The following is a 14,738-nucleotide window of genomic DNA, read 5'->3' as shown; positions in this document are numbered from 1 at the left end:
CGGCGCGCGGCGGTACCTGCTCTACCGCGTCCACGATCGGCTCGACTTCATCGGCACGCTCGCCGCGCTACGCCAGGTCATCGCGAAGTTCCCCGGGCGCGCCGTGCTCGTCGAGGACAAGGCGAACGGGCCCGCGATCCTGAACGCGCTCCGCGCGAAGGTCGGCGGGCTGATCCCCGTCGAACCCGAGGGGTCGAAGTACGCCCGCGCAGCGGCGATCACACCCCTGGTCGAAGGGAAGGACGTGGTCCTCCCCGACCCGGTCGCCGTCGACGGGACAGCGTGGGTGACGGACCTGACTGAGGAAGCGCGCGACTTCCCCGGCGCCGCTCATGACGACACGGTGGACGGAATGTCGCAGGCGGTGCACCGGCTGCTGCTCGTGCCGATCCTCGACGGCGGCACCCATGACGCGGACGAGCTGCTCGACGACGAAGACATCGACCTCGGGTGGGCGACGGCGATCTGATGCCCGAACCTGACGACCTGTGGCGGTGCGCCATCTGCAACAAGCACTGGCCGATCCAACCCGCTCGCCCGCGAATGCGAGACCCGCCACGACCAGGAGGTGACCGATGAGCCTCGTCCCCACCGGCCCCACCTCGACGGTCGCCGCCCTCCAGGAACGCCTGAACGAGTCTGAGTCACACAACGAGGTGCTCCAAGAGTCTCTCGTTGATGCTCAGCTTGCCCTCGAAGATCGCGGGTGGGAGCGGATCGGCTCGTTGACCGGCCTGGACGAGTTCGACAAGACCTACCTGAACACCGCGGCTCGACGTTGTCGTGCTGCTGCCGTGATCAATCCGTTGATCGGTCGCGCGATCAACCTGAGGATCGCGTATGTGTTCGGCAGTGGTGTGGAGATCACCGCCCGCGCCTCCCAAGACGCCGGTGCGCAGGACATCAACGCGGTGATCCAGGGATTCCTCGACGACCCGCTCAACCGTGCCGCGTTCACCAGTGGGCAAGCCCGGGAGGAGAACGAGCGCGCCCTCGCCACCGACGGCAACGTGTTCCTCGTCCTCGTCACTTCGCCCCTAACCGGCCGCGTCCAGGTCCGCAGTGTGCCGTTCACGCAGGTCGACGACATCGTCCGCAACCCCGACGACGCCGACGACGTCTGGTTCATCCGCCGCACCGCCACCACCAACCGCATCGTGAAGACCGCGACCGGTATCGGCACCAGCCCTGAGACGCAGATCGTGTATCACCCGACCGTGACGTACCGGCCGAGGCAGCGACCCAAGACGCTGGACGGGCACGAGATCCGGTGGGATCAGCCGATCGTGCACGTCGCCGTCAACCGGCTCGATGGGTGGCGGTACGGCATCGGCGACGTCTACCCGGCGATCGCGTGGGGCCGCGGGTACGCCGAGTTCCTGCAGGACTGGGCCAAGCTCGTGAAGGCGCTCTCAAGCATCGCTTTCAAGGCGACCGCGAAGAACGGACGTGGCGCCGCGCAGGTGCGTGGCCGGCTCGCCGCCGGCACCCCAGACGGCACCCCCGGCACCGTCGTGCAAGGCGAGGGGCAGTCGTTCGAGGCGGTCAACAAGTCCGGCGCGACGATCGACTCGCAGTCTGGCCGGCCCCTGGCCGGGATGGTCGCCAGTGCGACGGATCTGCCGGTCACGATGATCCTGTCCGACCCCGGCGTCACCGGCGCCCGCGCTGTCGCTGAAACCCTCGACAAGCCAACCCACCTGCTCATGGGAATGCGCCGGTCGTTGTGGGCCGACACGATGCGCGCGATCCTCGGTTACGTCATCGACGCCGCCGTCCGCGCACCGCAGGGGCCGTTGCGGGGCACGATCACCACGGATCCGATCACCGGCCTGGACCGGATCGAGTTGTTGGGTGGTCAGGACCGCACCATCGACGTCACCTGGCCGGACCTGGACGACACCGACCCGGCCGCGCTCGTGGAAGCGATCACGAAGGCCGACGCCACCGGGAAACTGCCGCCGCTGCTCGTCGCGCAACTGCTGATGCAGGCGCTCCGGGTGGATGACGTCGACGAGTGGCTCGCGAAGGTAACCGACGACGATGGCGAGTTCATCGACCAGGCCGACGCCACCGCCGCACGGTCCGTGCTCGCCGCGATCCAACGAGGCGACTACCCGGGCGCGGCATGATCGTCCGTGTCGACGGCGACCACGTATTCCTGTGGTGCCCCGGATGCGACGCCCTGCACATGGTCTCGACCGGGCCGAACGGGTGGGCCTTCGACGGGAACACTGAACGGCCGACGCTCTCGCCGTCCCTTCTCGTGAAGGCGGTCCAGTGGCCCGACGGAGAAGGACCGGAGCCCACGGGAGCGAAGCGACGCGATCGGCACCCGAACATCACACCGGGCGAGCACACGGCCTGCCATAGCTTCGTGCGCGACGGCCAGTGGCAGTTCCTGCCCGACTCCACGCACCACCTCGCCGGCCAGACCGTCCCGTGTGTGCCCATCCCCGATGGCTGGTTCAACTGATGGCCGTTTCGCGCGAGACGCTCCGCCTCGCGAACGGGCTGCGGATCGCGATCCTCGCCACTCTCGACGCCACCGACGCAGCGATCCTGCGGGCGTGGGGTAGCGCCTGGGACGAACTCGCACACGAGTGGGATGCCGCGATCTCCGACCTGGTCGCAGCGTCGAAGGACGGGAAGTGGCCATCGGCGGCGAAGATCCGCCGCGCGAAGCGTGCACAGAACGCTCTGGCTGTGACTCGCGAAGCGCTGGTCGAGCTCGGGAAGCAGTTGCCGATCACCGTCGCTGAAGCGTTGCCGAAGACCACGCAAGAGGCGGCCGACTGGCAGCGCCGGTTGGCGTCCTCGCAACTCCCCGCTGGCGCGAAGGACCTGGCGATGGTGGATCCGGACGCGTTGGCCGCGATCGTGAAGCGCACCACGGAGCAGGTCACCTCGTTGTCCCGGCCGTTGTCGGTACAGGCTGAGGCGGCGATGCGCGCCGCACTGATCCGCGGTGTGGCTGTCGGTGACAACCCGCGCACGGTCGGAGCGGACATGCTGCGCCGCGTGCAGGGCGGGTTCGACGGAGGCCGCGCCCGGGCCACGATGATCGCCCGGACGGAGATGCTCGACGCGCACCGTGCCGCCTCGCTGGCTCAGAACAAGGCGAACGCCGACGTCCTCACCGGGTGGGAATGGCTCAGTGCACTCGACAAGCGCACTTGTCCGGCGTGCTGGGCACAGCACGGCACGTTCCACCGGATCGACGAGCGCGGCCCGGACGGGCACCAGCAGTGCCGGTGCACCCGGCTGCCTGCGACGCAGTCGTGGAAGGACCTCGGGTTCAACATCGAGGAACCGGACTCGTTGATGCCGTCCGCGCAGGACGTGTTCAACTCCATGCCGCGCGAGGACCAGCTCGCCGTCATGGGCAAGACCCGGCTCGACCTGCTCGACTCCGGGTCGGTCGACTGGTCAGACCTGGCGGTCAAACGGGAGAACCCTGGCTGGCGCCCGAGCTGGGTGCCGACGCCGGTCTCAAACCTCGCCTCGTAACTCCGCCGGCCCCTCCACCATCACCGCACCGCAACGGCTGCACGCGTAATCGATGTGTGTGCCGTCGAGATCGCATGTCATCCCGGCCATCACCCAAACATGCTCCGGGCAGTCCTGGTCGTCGTCGACACCCATCCGCCAATGGTCCCACGAGGAGGCCCCATGCCCACCAAGATCACCGAGTCTGGTGCCGTCGCAACGGCACCGTCCGCGGGCGGCAACATGCTCGTGCAGATCATCACCCCCGGCGAAGGATCCAGCGGCATCTACCCCGCCGAGGTTCTCGAAGCCGCCGCCGGACCGGACGTGTTCGGCGCCGGAACGCTCATGTTCGCCGATCACCCGTCCGAGTCCGAGATGTTCGAGCGGCCCGAGCGGTCGATCCGGGACGTGGCCGCCGTGCTCGTCGAGGACGCGCGCTGGGACGGCACAGCACTCGTGGCGGAGGCGCGCACGTTCGGGCCGTGGACGAAGGTGCTGACCGAGATGAAGGACGCCATCGGCGTCAGCATCCGGGCATCGGCCGACGTTGGCGAAGCCGACCGTGCCACCGGCAAGCCGACGATCAAGCGGCTCATCGAGGGCATCAGCGTCGACTTCGTCACCGCCGCCGGGCGAGGCGGGGCGATCCGTGAGGTCTACGAATCCGCACGTGCCCGGTCATCGGTGCTGGTGCGTGACGCCACCAACCCGGCCAACATCCCCGTCATCCGGGAAGCGACCGCCGACGACACCCGCGACGCCCTGCAGACCGCGGTGCGTGACGCCCACCCGGGCGAGAAGACCTACGCGTGGGTGCGGGACTTCGACCCCGACAAGGGCGTCGTCTACTTCACCGTCGAGGACGAGCAGGGCACGGGCATGTTCCAGCAGTCCTACGAGCTCGGCGCCGACGGGACCGCGTCGTTGGCGGGTGACCCGGTCGAGGTGAACGTCCGCACCGAGTACGTGCCCGTCACCGCTCCTGCCGCCGAGAGCGGCCGCACAAGTGGCCCGGCACCCGCCGGACAGCCAGAGAACACACCCATCCCCAACGTCCAGGAGGACACCATGGGAAACATCCAGGTCGACGAGGCGCAGTACGCCTCCGTCACCGAGGCTGCTGGCCGGGTGCCCACGCTCGAATCCGAGCGTGACACCGCCGTCCAGGAGCGCGACACCAGCCGCGCTGAGCTCGCCGAGGCCCACCGGGTCATCGACAAGGGCAACGCGCACAGCATCGTCCGCACGGCCGCCCGAGAGGCGCAGGTCGAGCTCGACGACTACCAGGTCGCCGGCATCGCCGCCGACTACCCGACCGGCGAAGACGGCCGCCTCGACGCCGACAAGCTCACCGAGTCCGCCAAGACCGCCATCGCCAAGCTCGCCGAGGAAGCCGGAGCCGGCCAGGTCCGCGGCTTCGGCTCCACCACCGGCGGTGGCGACACCATCTCTGAGTCCGACGCTCGCGCGTTCCTGTACGGCGAGCAGAAGGGGGCCTGAGCCATGCGAAACCAGGTCTACGCCAACAACACCCCCGGCATCAACCTGCCCGTCCCGGCCGGCACCAAGACTGGTGACCCGGTCATGGTCGGGTCCATCGTCGGTGTCGCCGCGACCGACCGCGCCGACTCCACCGCGGCCCTGTCGCTCGACGGCGTCGCTGCGAACAGCTCCGGCAACGCCGACGGGTACGCCTCGGTGCTCACCGACGGCGGCTACCTGCTCACCGTCTCCGGCGCGATCACCGGCCCGGGCACGCCCGTCTACATCACCGGCACCGGCCCGTTCGCCCTGTCCGTCACCAACGGCGGCACCGACACCGTCTTCGGCTACACCGTGCCGGGACCCGACAACAAGTACGCCACCAAGGCGGCCGGTGACGGTCCCGCCGTGGTGCGCATCGCACAGGTCTGAGGAGGCCACTCATGAAGATGCTCAGTGAGGTATTCGGCCTCTCCGAAGAGGGCACCCTGTCCGGCGTCGGGCCGGTCCTGCGCCGCAAGCAGGCGATGGAGAGCGCGAAGACCCGCGCCCTGCTCGTCGAGGCGAAGAAGCTCATGGACCGCGCGTTCGCCGGCGACAACCACGCCCGCCTCGCGGTCAACGAGGCGCTCACCACGTCCGACCTGTTCCGGGACACGGTCGGTCAGCTGCTCGACATCGAGATGCTCGGTCAGTACCAGACGGCGGAGAAGCAGTGGACGAAGTTCGCGAAGCAGACCGGCGTCCGCAACTTCAAGCCCAAGACGCTCCGCAGCCTGGTCGGGTCGAACTACTCCCTGCCGAAGGTGCCCGAGCACACGCCGTACCCGGTCGCGAAGGGCCTGGACCGCGAGGACAAGTTCATCAAGGTCGGCAAGCACGGTGAGCGCTACGGCTACACGTTCGAGGCCCGTCAGAACGACGACCTGAACGAGCTGCAGGAAGTCCCCGGCCAGTGGGCTGCCGTGTGCGCCCGCACCGAAGACGACACCGTGCTCGCAGGCCTGGCGAACCCGCTGACGGGTGCACCGAACACGGCCGTGTTCAAGGGCAGCAGACTCGTCACCGGTGCGCTCACCGCGGACAACCTGCAGTCGGCGTGGGAGTTCCTGACGACCCAGCGTGACACCTCCGGCCGGTTGCTGACCGCGCCGCAGCTGCAGCTCGTCGTCGGTCCGGCGCTGCGGTTCACCGCGCAGCGCATCATCGGTGCGCAGTGGATCCGCTACACCGACGCCAACGGCAAGGAGGTCCAGGAGAACAACCCGTTCGCCGGCATCACCCTTACCGTGCTGGACAACCTGCCGGGCACCGCATGGTTCGTCATCCCGGTCCCGTCCGCTGTCCGGCCGGCGTTCTACGCGGCGTTCCTCACCGGCTACGAAACCCCGGACCTGCGGCAGAAGGCGGACGCCGGGCAGTCGCTCGGCGGCGGCCAGTTGTCCGGTGACGCGGGCTCGTTCGACGAGGACACGATCTGGTTCCGGTGCCGGCACATCGTCGGCGGCGCGGCCGGTGACGACCAGTTCATCTACGCCTCGGACGGGACGGCAGCGTGATGAAGAGCTACGACGAGAAGGACTACGTCGAGGTCGTCGACGCCGAGGGCAACCCGCTTGATGGGTTCGCGAACCCGGTGCCGAAGCAGTGGATCGGAACGGATCTGCTGCCTGCCGGTGCCAAGGCCGCCAAGAGCGGCCGTGCGGCCCGGTCCAAGCCCTCCGCCGACACCCCTGGCGATGAGGACAACAAGACGGAGTCGGAAGGCTCCTGACATAGCGCGCTGAGGGCACACCGCCGGCCACTTCCCCGGCTTACGGCGTGCCCTCAGCCGCACCATCACTTCCCGCGAACAGTCCACCAGCACAAGGAGGTTCGCGGCCATGACCGACGTCGCCAACCAGCTCGACCCCGTCCAGGCAGTACGCCTGCTCCTCGCCGACGTCGGCTCGACCCAGTACCTCACCGACGAGCAGATCACCGGCTACCTCACCCTCAACGGTGGCCGGGTCCGCCGTGCTGCGGCAGACGCGCTGGACGCGATCGCCGTCTCAGAGACCCTCGTCTCGAAAGTCATTCGGACGCAGGACCTGCAGACCGACGGCGCGAAAGTCGCCGACGCGTTGCGTGCCCGGGCCGCACAGTTGCGGCAGCAGGACGACGAGGACGACGCCAACGCGTGGGGCGGGTTCGACCTCGTCCCAATGCATTCGGGCCGGCCGTGCGTGCCTGAGCACACGGGTCGTGTCGTCGACTGGGACGAACCGCAGGTCTGGGGCCTCTGAGCCATGCCGTTCGACACCACGCGCGTGATCCACCCGGACTGGTCGAAGCACCACGCACCCGTCGCCGCCGGCGGCATGAACGCGACCGTCGTCATCCGAAACCCCGCCGAAGCCACCACCGGCTACGACGAGACCACCGACCAGCAGACCTCGATCCCCGGGCCGGCGCACTACGACGGCCCCGCGCGCGTCCAAGAACTCAACGACTCCCACGACGCAGCCCAAGCCGACCAACAGGTCACCACCCGCACCTATCTGCTGCAGCTGCACTTCGACGCACCCCGACTCGAACAGGGCTGGCACGTCGAGGTCACCGCATGCGCGAACGACACCAACCTCGTGACCCGCACCGCCGACCGGCCGATGGTCGTCACTGACGTCCAATCCGGCTCCGAGCGGTTCACCCGCGACCTCGTCGCCACCATCAACCTCGACTGAGCACGGGAGGCTGCCATGGCTGACGGTGTCACCTTCGACTCCCACGAGGTCGTCGAACTGCAACACCGCCTCGAAGCTTCCACGGCCGAGATCCGCAACGGCGCTGCCCAAGTGACACGCGCGGCCGGTGCACGAGTCGAGCGTGACGCGAAGATCGCCGCACCCGTCGACACCGGATACCTCCGCAACAGCATCAGCACCCGGATCACCAGCAACGCCAACACCTCGACCGCGACCGTGTCCGCCGGCGCGAACTACGCCGCCTACGTCGAGTTCGGCACTTCCCGGATGTCACCGCAGCCCTACATGATCCCGGCGTTCGACCGGAACAAGCAGCCATTCATCGACGCCCTGACCCAGCTCGTCGACGGTGCCCTCGGATGACACCCGACCAGCAAGCCGACCAGGTCCTCGTCCTCCACGACACCATCCTCGCCGCACTCCGAGCACAGCCGAACCTCGACGTCCTCGACGGTGCGGTCGACGACGCCGACCAGCCCGGCTACCGGCTCGACCCAGATGGGCGCGTGCACATCACCGCCTTTCTGTGGATGAGCAGCGGCGCCCGCTCCGACACCGGCAACGACTCCCTCTGCGGAGACCGCGACCTCACCCCGCTCACGTTCCAGGTTTCCGCCGTCGGCGGCGACGCGAACCGGTCCCGCCGCGCCGCGCTCAAGATCCGCGCCGCCCTCACCGGCCGCGTGCTCCTACACGGGTCCGGTCGATGCCTTGAGCAGCTCGACCAGGTCAACCCGCGCCCGGACGCGACAGCGTCCCCGGCCCGGTACGTGACACCGATGCTTTACCGGCTCGACCTCAACCAATCCTGAACCGCCACAGGGAGATTCACTCATGTCGAACATCATCCGCAAGGGCTTCGTGGTGGCACGGAACACCACCACGGACGCGAAGGAGTACGTCCCGTCGCATTGGGTCGGCTCCTCATGGTTCCCGCAGTACCAGCCGCTCAAGTCGTCCGCCGCTGCCAGGCCGGCGGTCTTCGACCCAGCCGAACACAACGTCGACGAGGTGCTCGCGCACCTGGCCGACGCGGACGCGGCAGAGGTCGACCGGGTGAAGAGCGCGGAGGCCAGCGGCAAGGGCCGCTCGACCATCGCCGCGTTCAAGCCGAACATCGACACCGCCGACGCCTCGGCGGCCACCTCACCGAAGGAGTAACACCATGCCGAAGAGCCTGGCCGCCGGCCACACGAAGCTCATCCTCGCCGACAGCGCGCTCATGGCGGCAGCCACCGACAAGGAAGCGTTGTCGCTCGCCACCGACCTGCTCACGACCACCGACATCTCTTGCCGGATCGCGCAGTCGGACTTCAAGCTCGGCCCGTCCGGTGCGAACACCGTGTCCGACCCGGCCCTGTGTGACCAGGTCGCCGCCGACGTTCCGACCACGTCGAAGTTCGACGGGAACATCACCCCGTTCCGGTACTTCGACGCCACCGGCAAGGCCGAGACCGGCGCCGGCGGTGACGTCGGAGACGCCGCGTTCCAGGCCGTGTCCGTCATGGGAGCCACGATCTGGTTGCTGCGCCGCGACACCTCGAAGCTGTCGACCGACCCTCTCGAGGCTGGCGACGAATACCAGCTGTTCGAGTGCGTCTGCGACGACTACCAGGAGACACCGCAGGACGGGTGGATCAAGCACCCGACGCCGTTGTTCGTGCAGAACCGGTGGAAGGGCACCATCGCCGCCTGACGCACCCCCTGAGCACCGTGCCCGCCCGCGTTGTCTGGCCGCCGGCCGGCACGGTGACCACCCCTGGAAACGTCATGCCAGGCACCGCACCAGACAAGGACCAGACATGCCTACGAATCCAAATGATCGCCGCGCGACGGTAGCCGTATGGTGCGCCGAGAACGGACTGACCGCGAACCGGATCGCCTGCACCGATGCCCAGTTCATCGCAGAAGAACCCGACTCCGAGCGGGTCAGGTTCACCGCCCGAGAGTTCATCACCGACGACGACGGCATGAAAGTCCTGTGCCGCTGCGACTGGGAGTGCGCGCCAACCCACTACAAGGCACGACGGATCGATATGGACGACCTGCCCCGACCCGACTTCTGGCCGCAGGGGTCCTGCTACCTCGACCTCGACACCTTCATCACCAACGGCTGACCAGACAAGGACCAGACACCATGCCCAAGCTCGACAAGACCCCCGAACTCGACACCGCCGACGGCGACTTCGACATCGACGCCTGGATCGACGGTGCCAGCACCGAAACCCAGACCGTCCGCATCTACCGCAACCTCGGCAAGCTCGGCGAATACCAGCGACTCGAGCAGGAATTCATCAACCTGCAAAACCAGCTCGGCAGCACACCCGAGGACGAGGGCACTTTCTCCGACGCTGCCCTCGGCGAGGTCACCCCGCAGACGAAGCTCGTCGAGCTCGCACCCCGCATGAAGCAGGTGTACGACACGTTGCAGGCCGACGCCCTGTGGGTCACCGTGCGCGGATTCGGCGACGACGAACTCGACGCCATGCGCAAGGAAGTCGACAAGGGCACCGAACCCAAGGACAAGAAGTCCGAAGCGCTCGCGTTCCGGTTCATCTCCGACGGTGCGACCTTCCGCACCGACAATGGCCACGAATTCACCATGTCCGCCAAGAAGCTGCGCGCGTTCCGAAACGCGATCGGCGACAAGCAGTTCAACAAGATCACCGGGGCGGCCTACCAGGTGAACGGGTTCAACGGCGACACCGACGTGGTGATGCCGGATTTCTCGCCGGGTGCCTCGGCCTACCTCGCAACCAAGGAGTCCTGAACCTCCTTCACACAGCGAAGAGTTGGCAGGTCCCCCTCTCGGTGATCCGCGAAGGTCGCACCCAGGACGGCACATGGTTGCCGACTGATCGGGCGCTCGCGGTAGCGCTCACGCTGTATGAGCAGTCGTTCGGGGCGTGTGGTCACCCGATGGGCAAGGCGTACGGCGGGACCGGCGGCTGGGACGTCGAAACCATCGTGTGTGCGGCGTGCGCGGCCGAGGAGCAGTACCGCAAGGACAACCCCGACCCGGAGCCGGGGCTGAAGGTGTACGCCGTCGAAGCAGACTCGGCCGCGGATTCCCCGGGCGAGGTCAAGCCGGTGTTTGGCCCGCCGCCCGGTCCTTGAGCCGGGCTTCCACCAGGCGGATCCGGTTCGTCGTCCTGGCGCGGAGGACCACACCGAGGACCAGCAGCACAACGCCGACAACTGCGGCGGCACCCGTGGCCTGACCGAACGCAGCAACCACAAGCAGGACAACACCGACAACGACGCCAGTAGTGGCCCAGAACCTGCGGTTCCGCAGCTGGCCCAGCTCGGTTCGTTCCTCGTTGCTTAACACCATCGACTCCCCTCGTCCGGCCCTTGTGGTCGACCCACCTTACGCCCGGAGGAGGTTCGTCGATGGCTGAGCAGTCCCTTGTCGTCCGCCTCATGGCCCAGGTGCAGGGCTACGTCAACGGGATGCGCCAAGCCGAGGTCTCGACCCGTGCGCTCGAAGCAGCTCAAGCCCACGCCGCCCAGTCCGCATCGCAGTCGCAACAGACACAGGCACAGCTTGCGCAAGAGCACGCGCGCAGCATGGATGAGCTCGGCACGAAAGCCGGTGTCGCCGGGCTCGCGATCGCAGCCGGCGTCGGCCTCGCAGTCAAGACGTACGCCGACTTCGACCAGGCCATGTCCGGTGTCCGCGCCCAACTCGGCGGCACCGGCGCCGATATGGGCAAGCTCGAAGCGGCCATCCGTGACGCAGGCTCCTCCACCGTGTTCTCCTCCACGGAGGCAGCCGAGGCAGCCGAGGAACTCGCCAAGGCCGGTCTGACCGCCTCCGACATCATGGGCGGCGCGCTCGCCGGGGCCCTGTCGTTGGCGGCCACAGACAACATCGCCCTCGCGGACGCCGCCACCTACAGCGCGAACGCCATGCAAACGTTCGGGCTCAAAGCCGGCGACGTCGGCCACATCGCCGACGTTCTCGCCAACGGATCGCTGCTGTCGACCGCGTCGGTGAAGTCCCTCGCCCAGGGCATGTCCCAGGCCGGACTCGTCGCCAAGTCCATGGGCCTGTCCCTGGAGGACACAGTCGGCACTCTGGCCGCGTTCGACCAGGCCGGGTTGAAGGGATCCGACGCCGGCACCAGCTTGAAGACGATGCTCACCGCGCTGGCGAACCCCAGCGAGAAGGCCGCCTCCACCATGGAGGAGCTCGGCATCAACGTTTACGACGCGCAGGGCAACTTCATCGGCTTGGAAGGCCTGGCTGGGCAGCTGCAGTCTCGTCTCGGCGGTCTCACACAGCAGCAACGCAATGCTGCCCTCGCGACGATCTTCGGGTCGGACGCGATCCGCGCCGCGAACGTGCTCTACACCCAGGGCGCCGACGGCATCAAGGGCTGGATCGACGGGGTCAACAAGTCCGGCACCGCAGCCCTCATCGCGGCACAGAAGCAAAACAACTGGAAGGGCGACCTGGAGAAGCTGCAAGGCGCCCTGCAGGACTTCTTCATCGGCGCCGGCTCAGGTGCCGATGGGCCGCTGCGGAAACTCACCCAGTGGGCGACGAACTTCCTCGGCGTCCTCGGGAAGCTCCCCGACGGGGTGAAGTCGACCGGGCTGCTGCTGGCCGCCCTCGGTAGTGCCGCCCTGCTGGGGATCGCCGGGGTGATCAAGGTCGGGAAGGCGTTTCGGGATACCCGGAGGGATATCCAGGCGGGGCGTGCAGCATTGCGGCTGTGGTCCACCCAAGCCGGCGGCACAGGGTCCGTGATCTCCGGCCTCGGCGCCCGCGTCCGCACTCTGGGGCAACGGTTCCGGTCACTGGGAACCCGCACGAAGATCGGTATCGGTGTCGCAACGACCGCGGTGCTGGCGCTCGGTGCGGCCATGACGCAAACCGGCGACGCTCAGGAGGGTTACGGCCGGTCGACCGACAAACTCACCAACGACCTCATCGCAGCCGCCACGAAGGGCAAGGGCCTCAACGACGTCTTCGCCGATCTGCAGATCGCGATGGGCTCCGACAAGTCCCTGTCGTTCGCAGACGGGCTGTCCGTGGCCACCTCGAAAGCCGGCGGCCTCGGCGAGACGATCGGCAAGCTGGCCACCGGGTTCGGCACGTTCGGCACCGGCGCGTCATCCTCAGCCGACGCAGTGAAGGCCCGCCTCAAGGGCCTCGGTGAAGCCCTCGCCGGGCTCGTCGAGGACGGGCACGCCGACGTCGCAGCGAAAGCGTTCGCGCAGATCCAGGCCGAAGCGAAGAAGTCGGGTGTCTCCACCGCCGAGCTCAACAAGCTGATGCCGGCCTACGCCGACGCGCTGCAGAACACCGCAAACAAGCAGAAGCTTGCCGCCGACTCCGGGAAAGACAACGCCGCCGCGCTCAAGAAGCAGCAGGAGGAAGCCCAGGCTGCTGCCGACGCGTTCCAGAAGGAGACCGACGCGATCGCCAACCTCGGCAGCGCCCTGCTCGAGCAGCGCGGCGACCAGGTCGGCTTCGAGGCAGCTCTCGATGACGCCACCAAGGCGCTCAAGGACAACGGGCGGACCCTCGACATCCACACGGAGAAGGGCCGCGCCAACCGCACCGCCTTGGACCAGATCGCGGCGTCCACCGATAAGTGGGCGGCGAACACGTTCAAGACGACCGGGTCGCAGCGGCAGGCGAACGCCGTCATCGCGGAAGGCCGCAAGCACTACATCGCGATGGCGAAGTCGATGGGCATGTCCGCGAAGGACGCGGAGAACCTCGCCGACAAACTGTTCAAGCTCCCGCCGGGCACCGACACGTCCGTCAAGGTCGACGGCATCGACGGGGCGATCTACAAGCTCGACAAGGCCGACAACCTCGTCGTCTCGCTCAACGGCAAGCACGTCACGATCCCGGCCGACACCCCGAACGCGGAACAGGTTGCGGCTGCCCTGTATTCGATCAACGACGCCGTGCTCGCGTCGAATGGCAAGTCGGTGAAGATCCCGACGAAGGCGATCGATTCGCCGCAGACGCTGCGGAACCTGCTGGGTATCAAGGGCGCCCGGATCAACGCCGACGGGTCGGTGTCGATCCCCACCAGCGCGTTGAACGCGGCGGAGACCACCCGCCTCCTCGGGGTGTTGGGCCGCACCGCGGTGGACGCCGACGGGAAGACGGTCATCATCCCGGCCTCGACGCCGAACGCGCCGGCGGTGATCGACCTGATCAACCGGATCCACGGCGCGCAGATCAGCACGAACGGCAAGAAAGTCACGATCACCAGTTCGGCGCCGCTCGCGGAGGACACGAAGCGGAAGATCAACAACATCAAGGGCGCCCAGGTCGACGCTAACGGTCGTTCGGTCACGATCAACTCGTCGGTGCCTAACTACTCCACTGTGCTCGGGCAGATCCGAGGCATCCTCGGCGCGGCGCAGGACAAGTCGTTCACCGTGAGCGCCTACTACGTCACGACCAAAGTGGTCAAGCACGTTGACGAGCGCATTTCTCGCGGCGCCGGGCTAGTGTTCCACGCCGATGGCGGACCTGCCGGAATCCCCATGCTCGCCACCGGCGGAATCGACTACCGCACCGGTGGCCGAGTCACCGGGCCGGGCACTGCTACCTCAGACAGCATCCTCGCCCGCTTGTCGACTGGGCTCGTGCGACTCAGCGACCGGGAGCATGTCCTGACCGCCGCAGAGGTAACCGCGATGGGTGGTCACGGCGCTGTGCTCGCGATGCGCCGGGCTGCCCGGGCGGGCCAGTTCAAACTCACCGGGTACGCGACTGGTGGGGTGCCCGGCGGCACCAGCGGGCACATGACGGACTGGCGACGCGCGCTGCCTGTGCAGTCGACCCCGCGGGTGATCGTGCAAAGCGGCGGCGGTGGCATGTCTGGCCGGGATTTGGCGGCATGGGACCGGATCGCGACACGTTTGGAACGGGCCGTGGAGGTCGGCGCCCGCGCAGGGTCACACGCTGGCTCGAAGGCTGGCATCCAAGGCAAGACGCGCGCGGACGCCCAGTCGGGGCATCTGGCGCGGAAGAGGGGTGGCTGA

General features: G+C 67.9%; 19 protein-coding genes. All 19 read left to right on the top strand.

The genetic code is table 11. The annotated features are described in order from the left end of the window. Positions 1–469: phage terminase large subunit (gene terL, locus ACTHL4_RS07500; RefSeq protein WP_440282123.1), on the top strand; the 469-nt coding region annotated here is incomplete at its 5' end. A 106-nt stretch (positions 470–575) separates the two neighbouring features. Continuing rightward, a complete protein-coding gene (locus ACTHL4_RS07495; RefSeq protein ID WP_440282122.1) occupies positions 576–2,132 on the top strand; it encodes a hypothetical protein in 1,557 nt (518 codons plus the stop codon). Next, entirely contained in the window at positions 2,129–2,476 is a 348-nt protein-coding gene (locus ACTHL4_RS07490; protein WP_440282121.1) for a DUF6527 family protein, read from the top strand. Before ACTHL4_RS07495 ends, ACTHL4_RS07490 begins: the two co-directional genes overlap by 4 nt. Further along, positions 2,476–3,510: a phage minor head protein gene (locus ACTHL4_RS07485; RefSeq protein ID WP_440282120.1), complete on the top strand. Its 1,035-nt coding sequence runs from the start codon at positions 2,476–2,478 to the stop codon at positions 3,508–3,510. The genes ACTHL4_RS07490 and ACTHL4_RS07485 overlap by 1 nt, the downstream gene beginning before the upstream one ends. Before the next feature lie 162 nt (positions 3,511–3,672). Then, on the top strand, positions 3,673–4,992 hold the full coding sequence (locus ACTHL4_RS07480) for a hypothetical protein (protein ID WP_440282119.1): 1,320 nt from the start codon (positions 3,673–3,675) through the stop codon (positions 4,990–4,992). A 3-nt stretch (positions 4,993–4,995) separates the two neighbouring features. After that, positions 4,996–5,406: a hypothetical protein gene (locus tag ACTHL4_RS07475; RefSeq protein WP_440282118.1), complete on the top strand. Its 411-nt coding sequence runs from the start codon at positions 4,996–4,998 to the stop codon at positions 5,404–5,406. Between the two features lie 11 nt (positions 5,407–5,417). Beyond that, positions 5,418–6,533 carry a phage major capsid protein gene (locus tag ACTHL4_RS07470; RefSeq protein WP_440282117.1) on the top strand — a complete coding sequence of 372 codons (1,116 nt, stop codon included), beginning with the start codon at positions 5,418–5,420 and terminating at the stop codon, positions 6,531–6,533. Beyond that, positions 6,530–6,748, top strand: coding sequence for a hypothetical protein (locus ACTHL4_RS07465; RefSeq protein WP_440282116.1), 219 nt, complete (start codon positions 6,530–6,532; stop codon positions 6,746–6,748). Before ACTHL4_RS07470 ends, ACTHL4_RS07465 begins: the two co-directional genes overlap by 4 nt. 109 nt (positions 6,749–6,857) lie before the next feature. Further along, positions 6,858–7,259 carry a hypothetical protein gene (locus tag ACTHL4_RS07460; protein ID WP_440282115.1) on the top strand — a complete coding sequence of 134 codons (402 nt, stop codon included), beginning with the start codon at positions 6,858–6,860 and terminating at the stop codon, positions 7,257–7,259. 3 nt (positions 7,260–7,262) lie between these two features. Next, positions 7,263–7,697, top strand: coding sequence for a DUF6093 family protein (locus ACTHL4_RS07455; RefSeq protein ID WP_440282114.1), 435 nt, complete (start codon positions 7,263–7,265; stop codon positions 7,695–7,697). Between the two features lie 15 nt (positions 7,698–7,712). Further along, positions 7,713–8,081 carry an HK97-gp10 family putative phage morphogenesis protein gene (locus ACTHL4_RS07450; RefSeq protein WP_440282113.1) on the top strand — a complete coding sequence of 123 codons (369 nt, stop codon included), beginning with the start codon at positions 7,713–7,715 and terminating at the stop codon, positions 8,079–8,081. Then, positions 8,078–8,530 (top strand): hypothetical protein, encoded by a 453-nt coding sequence (locus ACTHL4_RS07445; protein ID WP_440282112.1) that lies wholly within the window; start codon positions 8,078–8,080, stop codon positions 8,528–8,530. The genes ACTHL4_RS07450 and ACTHL4_RS07445 overlap by 4 nt, the downstream gene beginning before the upstream one ends. A gap of 22 nt (positions 8,531–8,552) precedes the next feature. Beyond that, on the top strand, positions 8,553–8,879 hold the full coding sequence (locus ACTHL4_RS07440; protein ID WP_440282111.1) for a hypothetical protein: 327 nt from the start codon (positions 8,553–8,555) through the stop codon (positions 8,877–8,879). A 4-nt stretch (positions 8,880–8,883) separates the two neighbouring features. Further along, positions 8,884–9,414 carry a hypothetical protein gene (locus ACTHL4_RS07435; RefSeq protein ID WP_440282110.1) on the top strand — a complete coding sequence of 177 codons (531 nt, stop codon included), beginning with the start codon at positions 8,884–8,886 and terminating at the stop codon, positions 9,412–9,414. Between the two features lie 106 nt (positions 9,415–9,520). Beyond that, a complete protein-coding gene (locus tag ACTHL4_RS07430; protein ID WP_440282109.1) occupies positions 9,521–9,835 on the top strand; it encodes a hypothetical protein in 315 nt (104 codons plus the stop codon). Between the two features lie 20 nt (positions 9,836–9,855). After that, the gene (locus ACTHL4_RS07425; RefSeq protein ID WP_440282108.1) at positions 9,856–10,488 is read left to right on the top strand and encodes a hypothetical protein; all 633 of its coding nucleotides are present in this window, start codon (positions 9,856–9,858) and stop codon (positions 10,486–10,488) included. A 149-nt stretch (positions 10,489–10,637) separates the two neighbouring features. After that, positions 10,638–10,835, top strand: a complete 198-nt coding sequence (locus ACTHL4_RS07420; RefSeq protein WP_440282107.1) for a hypothetical protein — start codon at positions 10,638–10,640, stop codon at positions 10,833–10,835. Further along, positions 10,813–11,046, top strand: a complete 234-nt coding sequence (locus ACTHL4_RS07415) for a hypothetical protein (RefSeq protein ID WP_440282106.1) — start codon at positions 10,813–10,815, stop codon at positions 11,044–11,046. The genes ACTHL4_RS07420 and ACTHL4_RS07415 overlap by 23 nt, the downstream gene beginning before the upstream one ends. Before the next feature lie 65 nt (positions 11,047–11,111). Continuing rightward, entirely contained in the window at positions 11,112–14,738 is a 3,627-nt protein-coding gene (locus ACTHL4_RS07410) for a phage tail tape measure protein (protein ID WP_440282105.1), read from the top strand.

This window comes from Flexivirga sp. (assembly GCF_051955415.1).
Classification (GTDB): domain Bacteria; phylum Actinomycetota; class Actinomycetes; order Actinomycetales; family Dermatophilaceae; genus Flexivirga.
The sequence above is the reverse complement of the archived record's forward strand: the minus strand, read 5'-3'. Positions and strand labels throughout refer to the sequence as shown.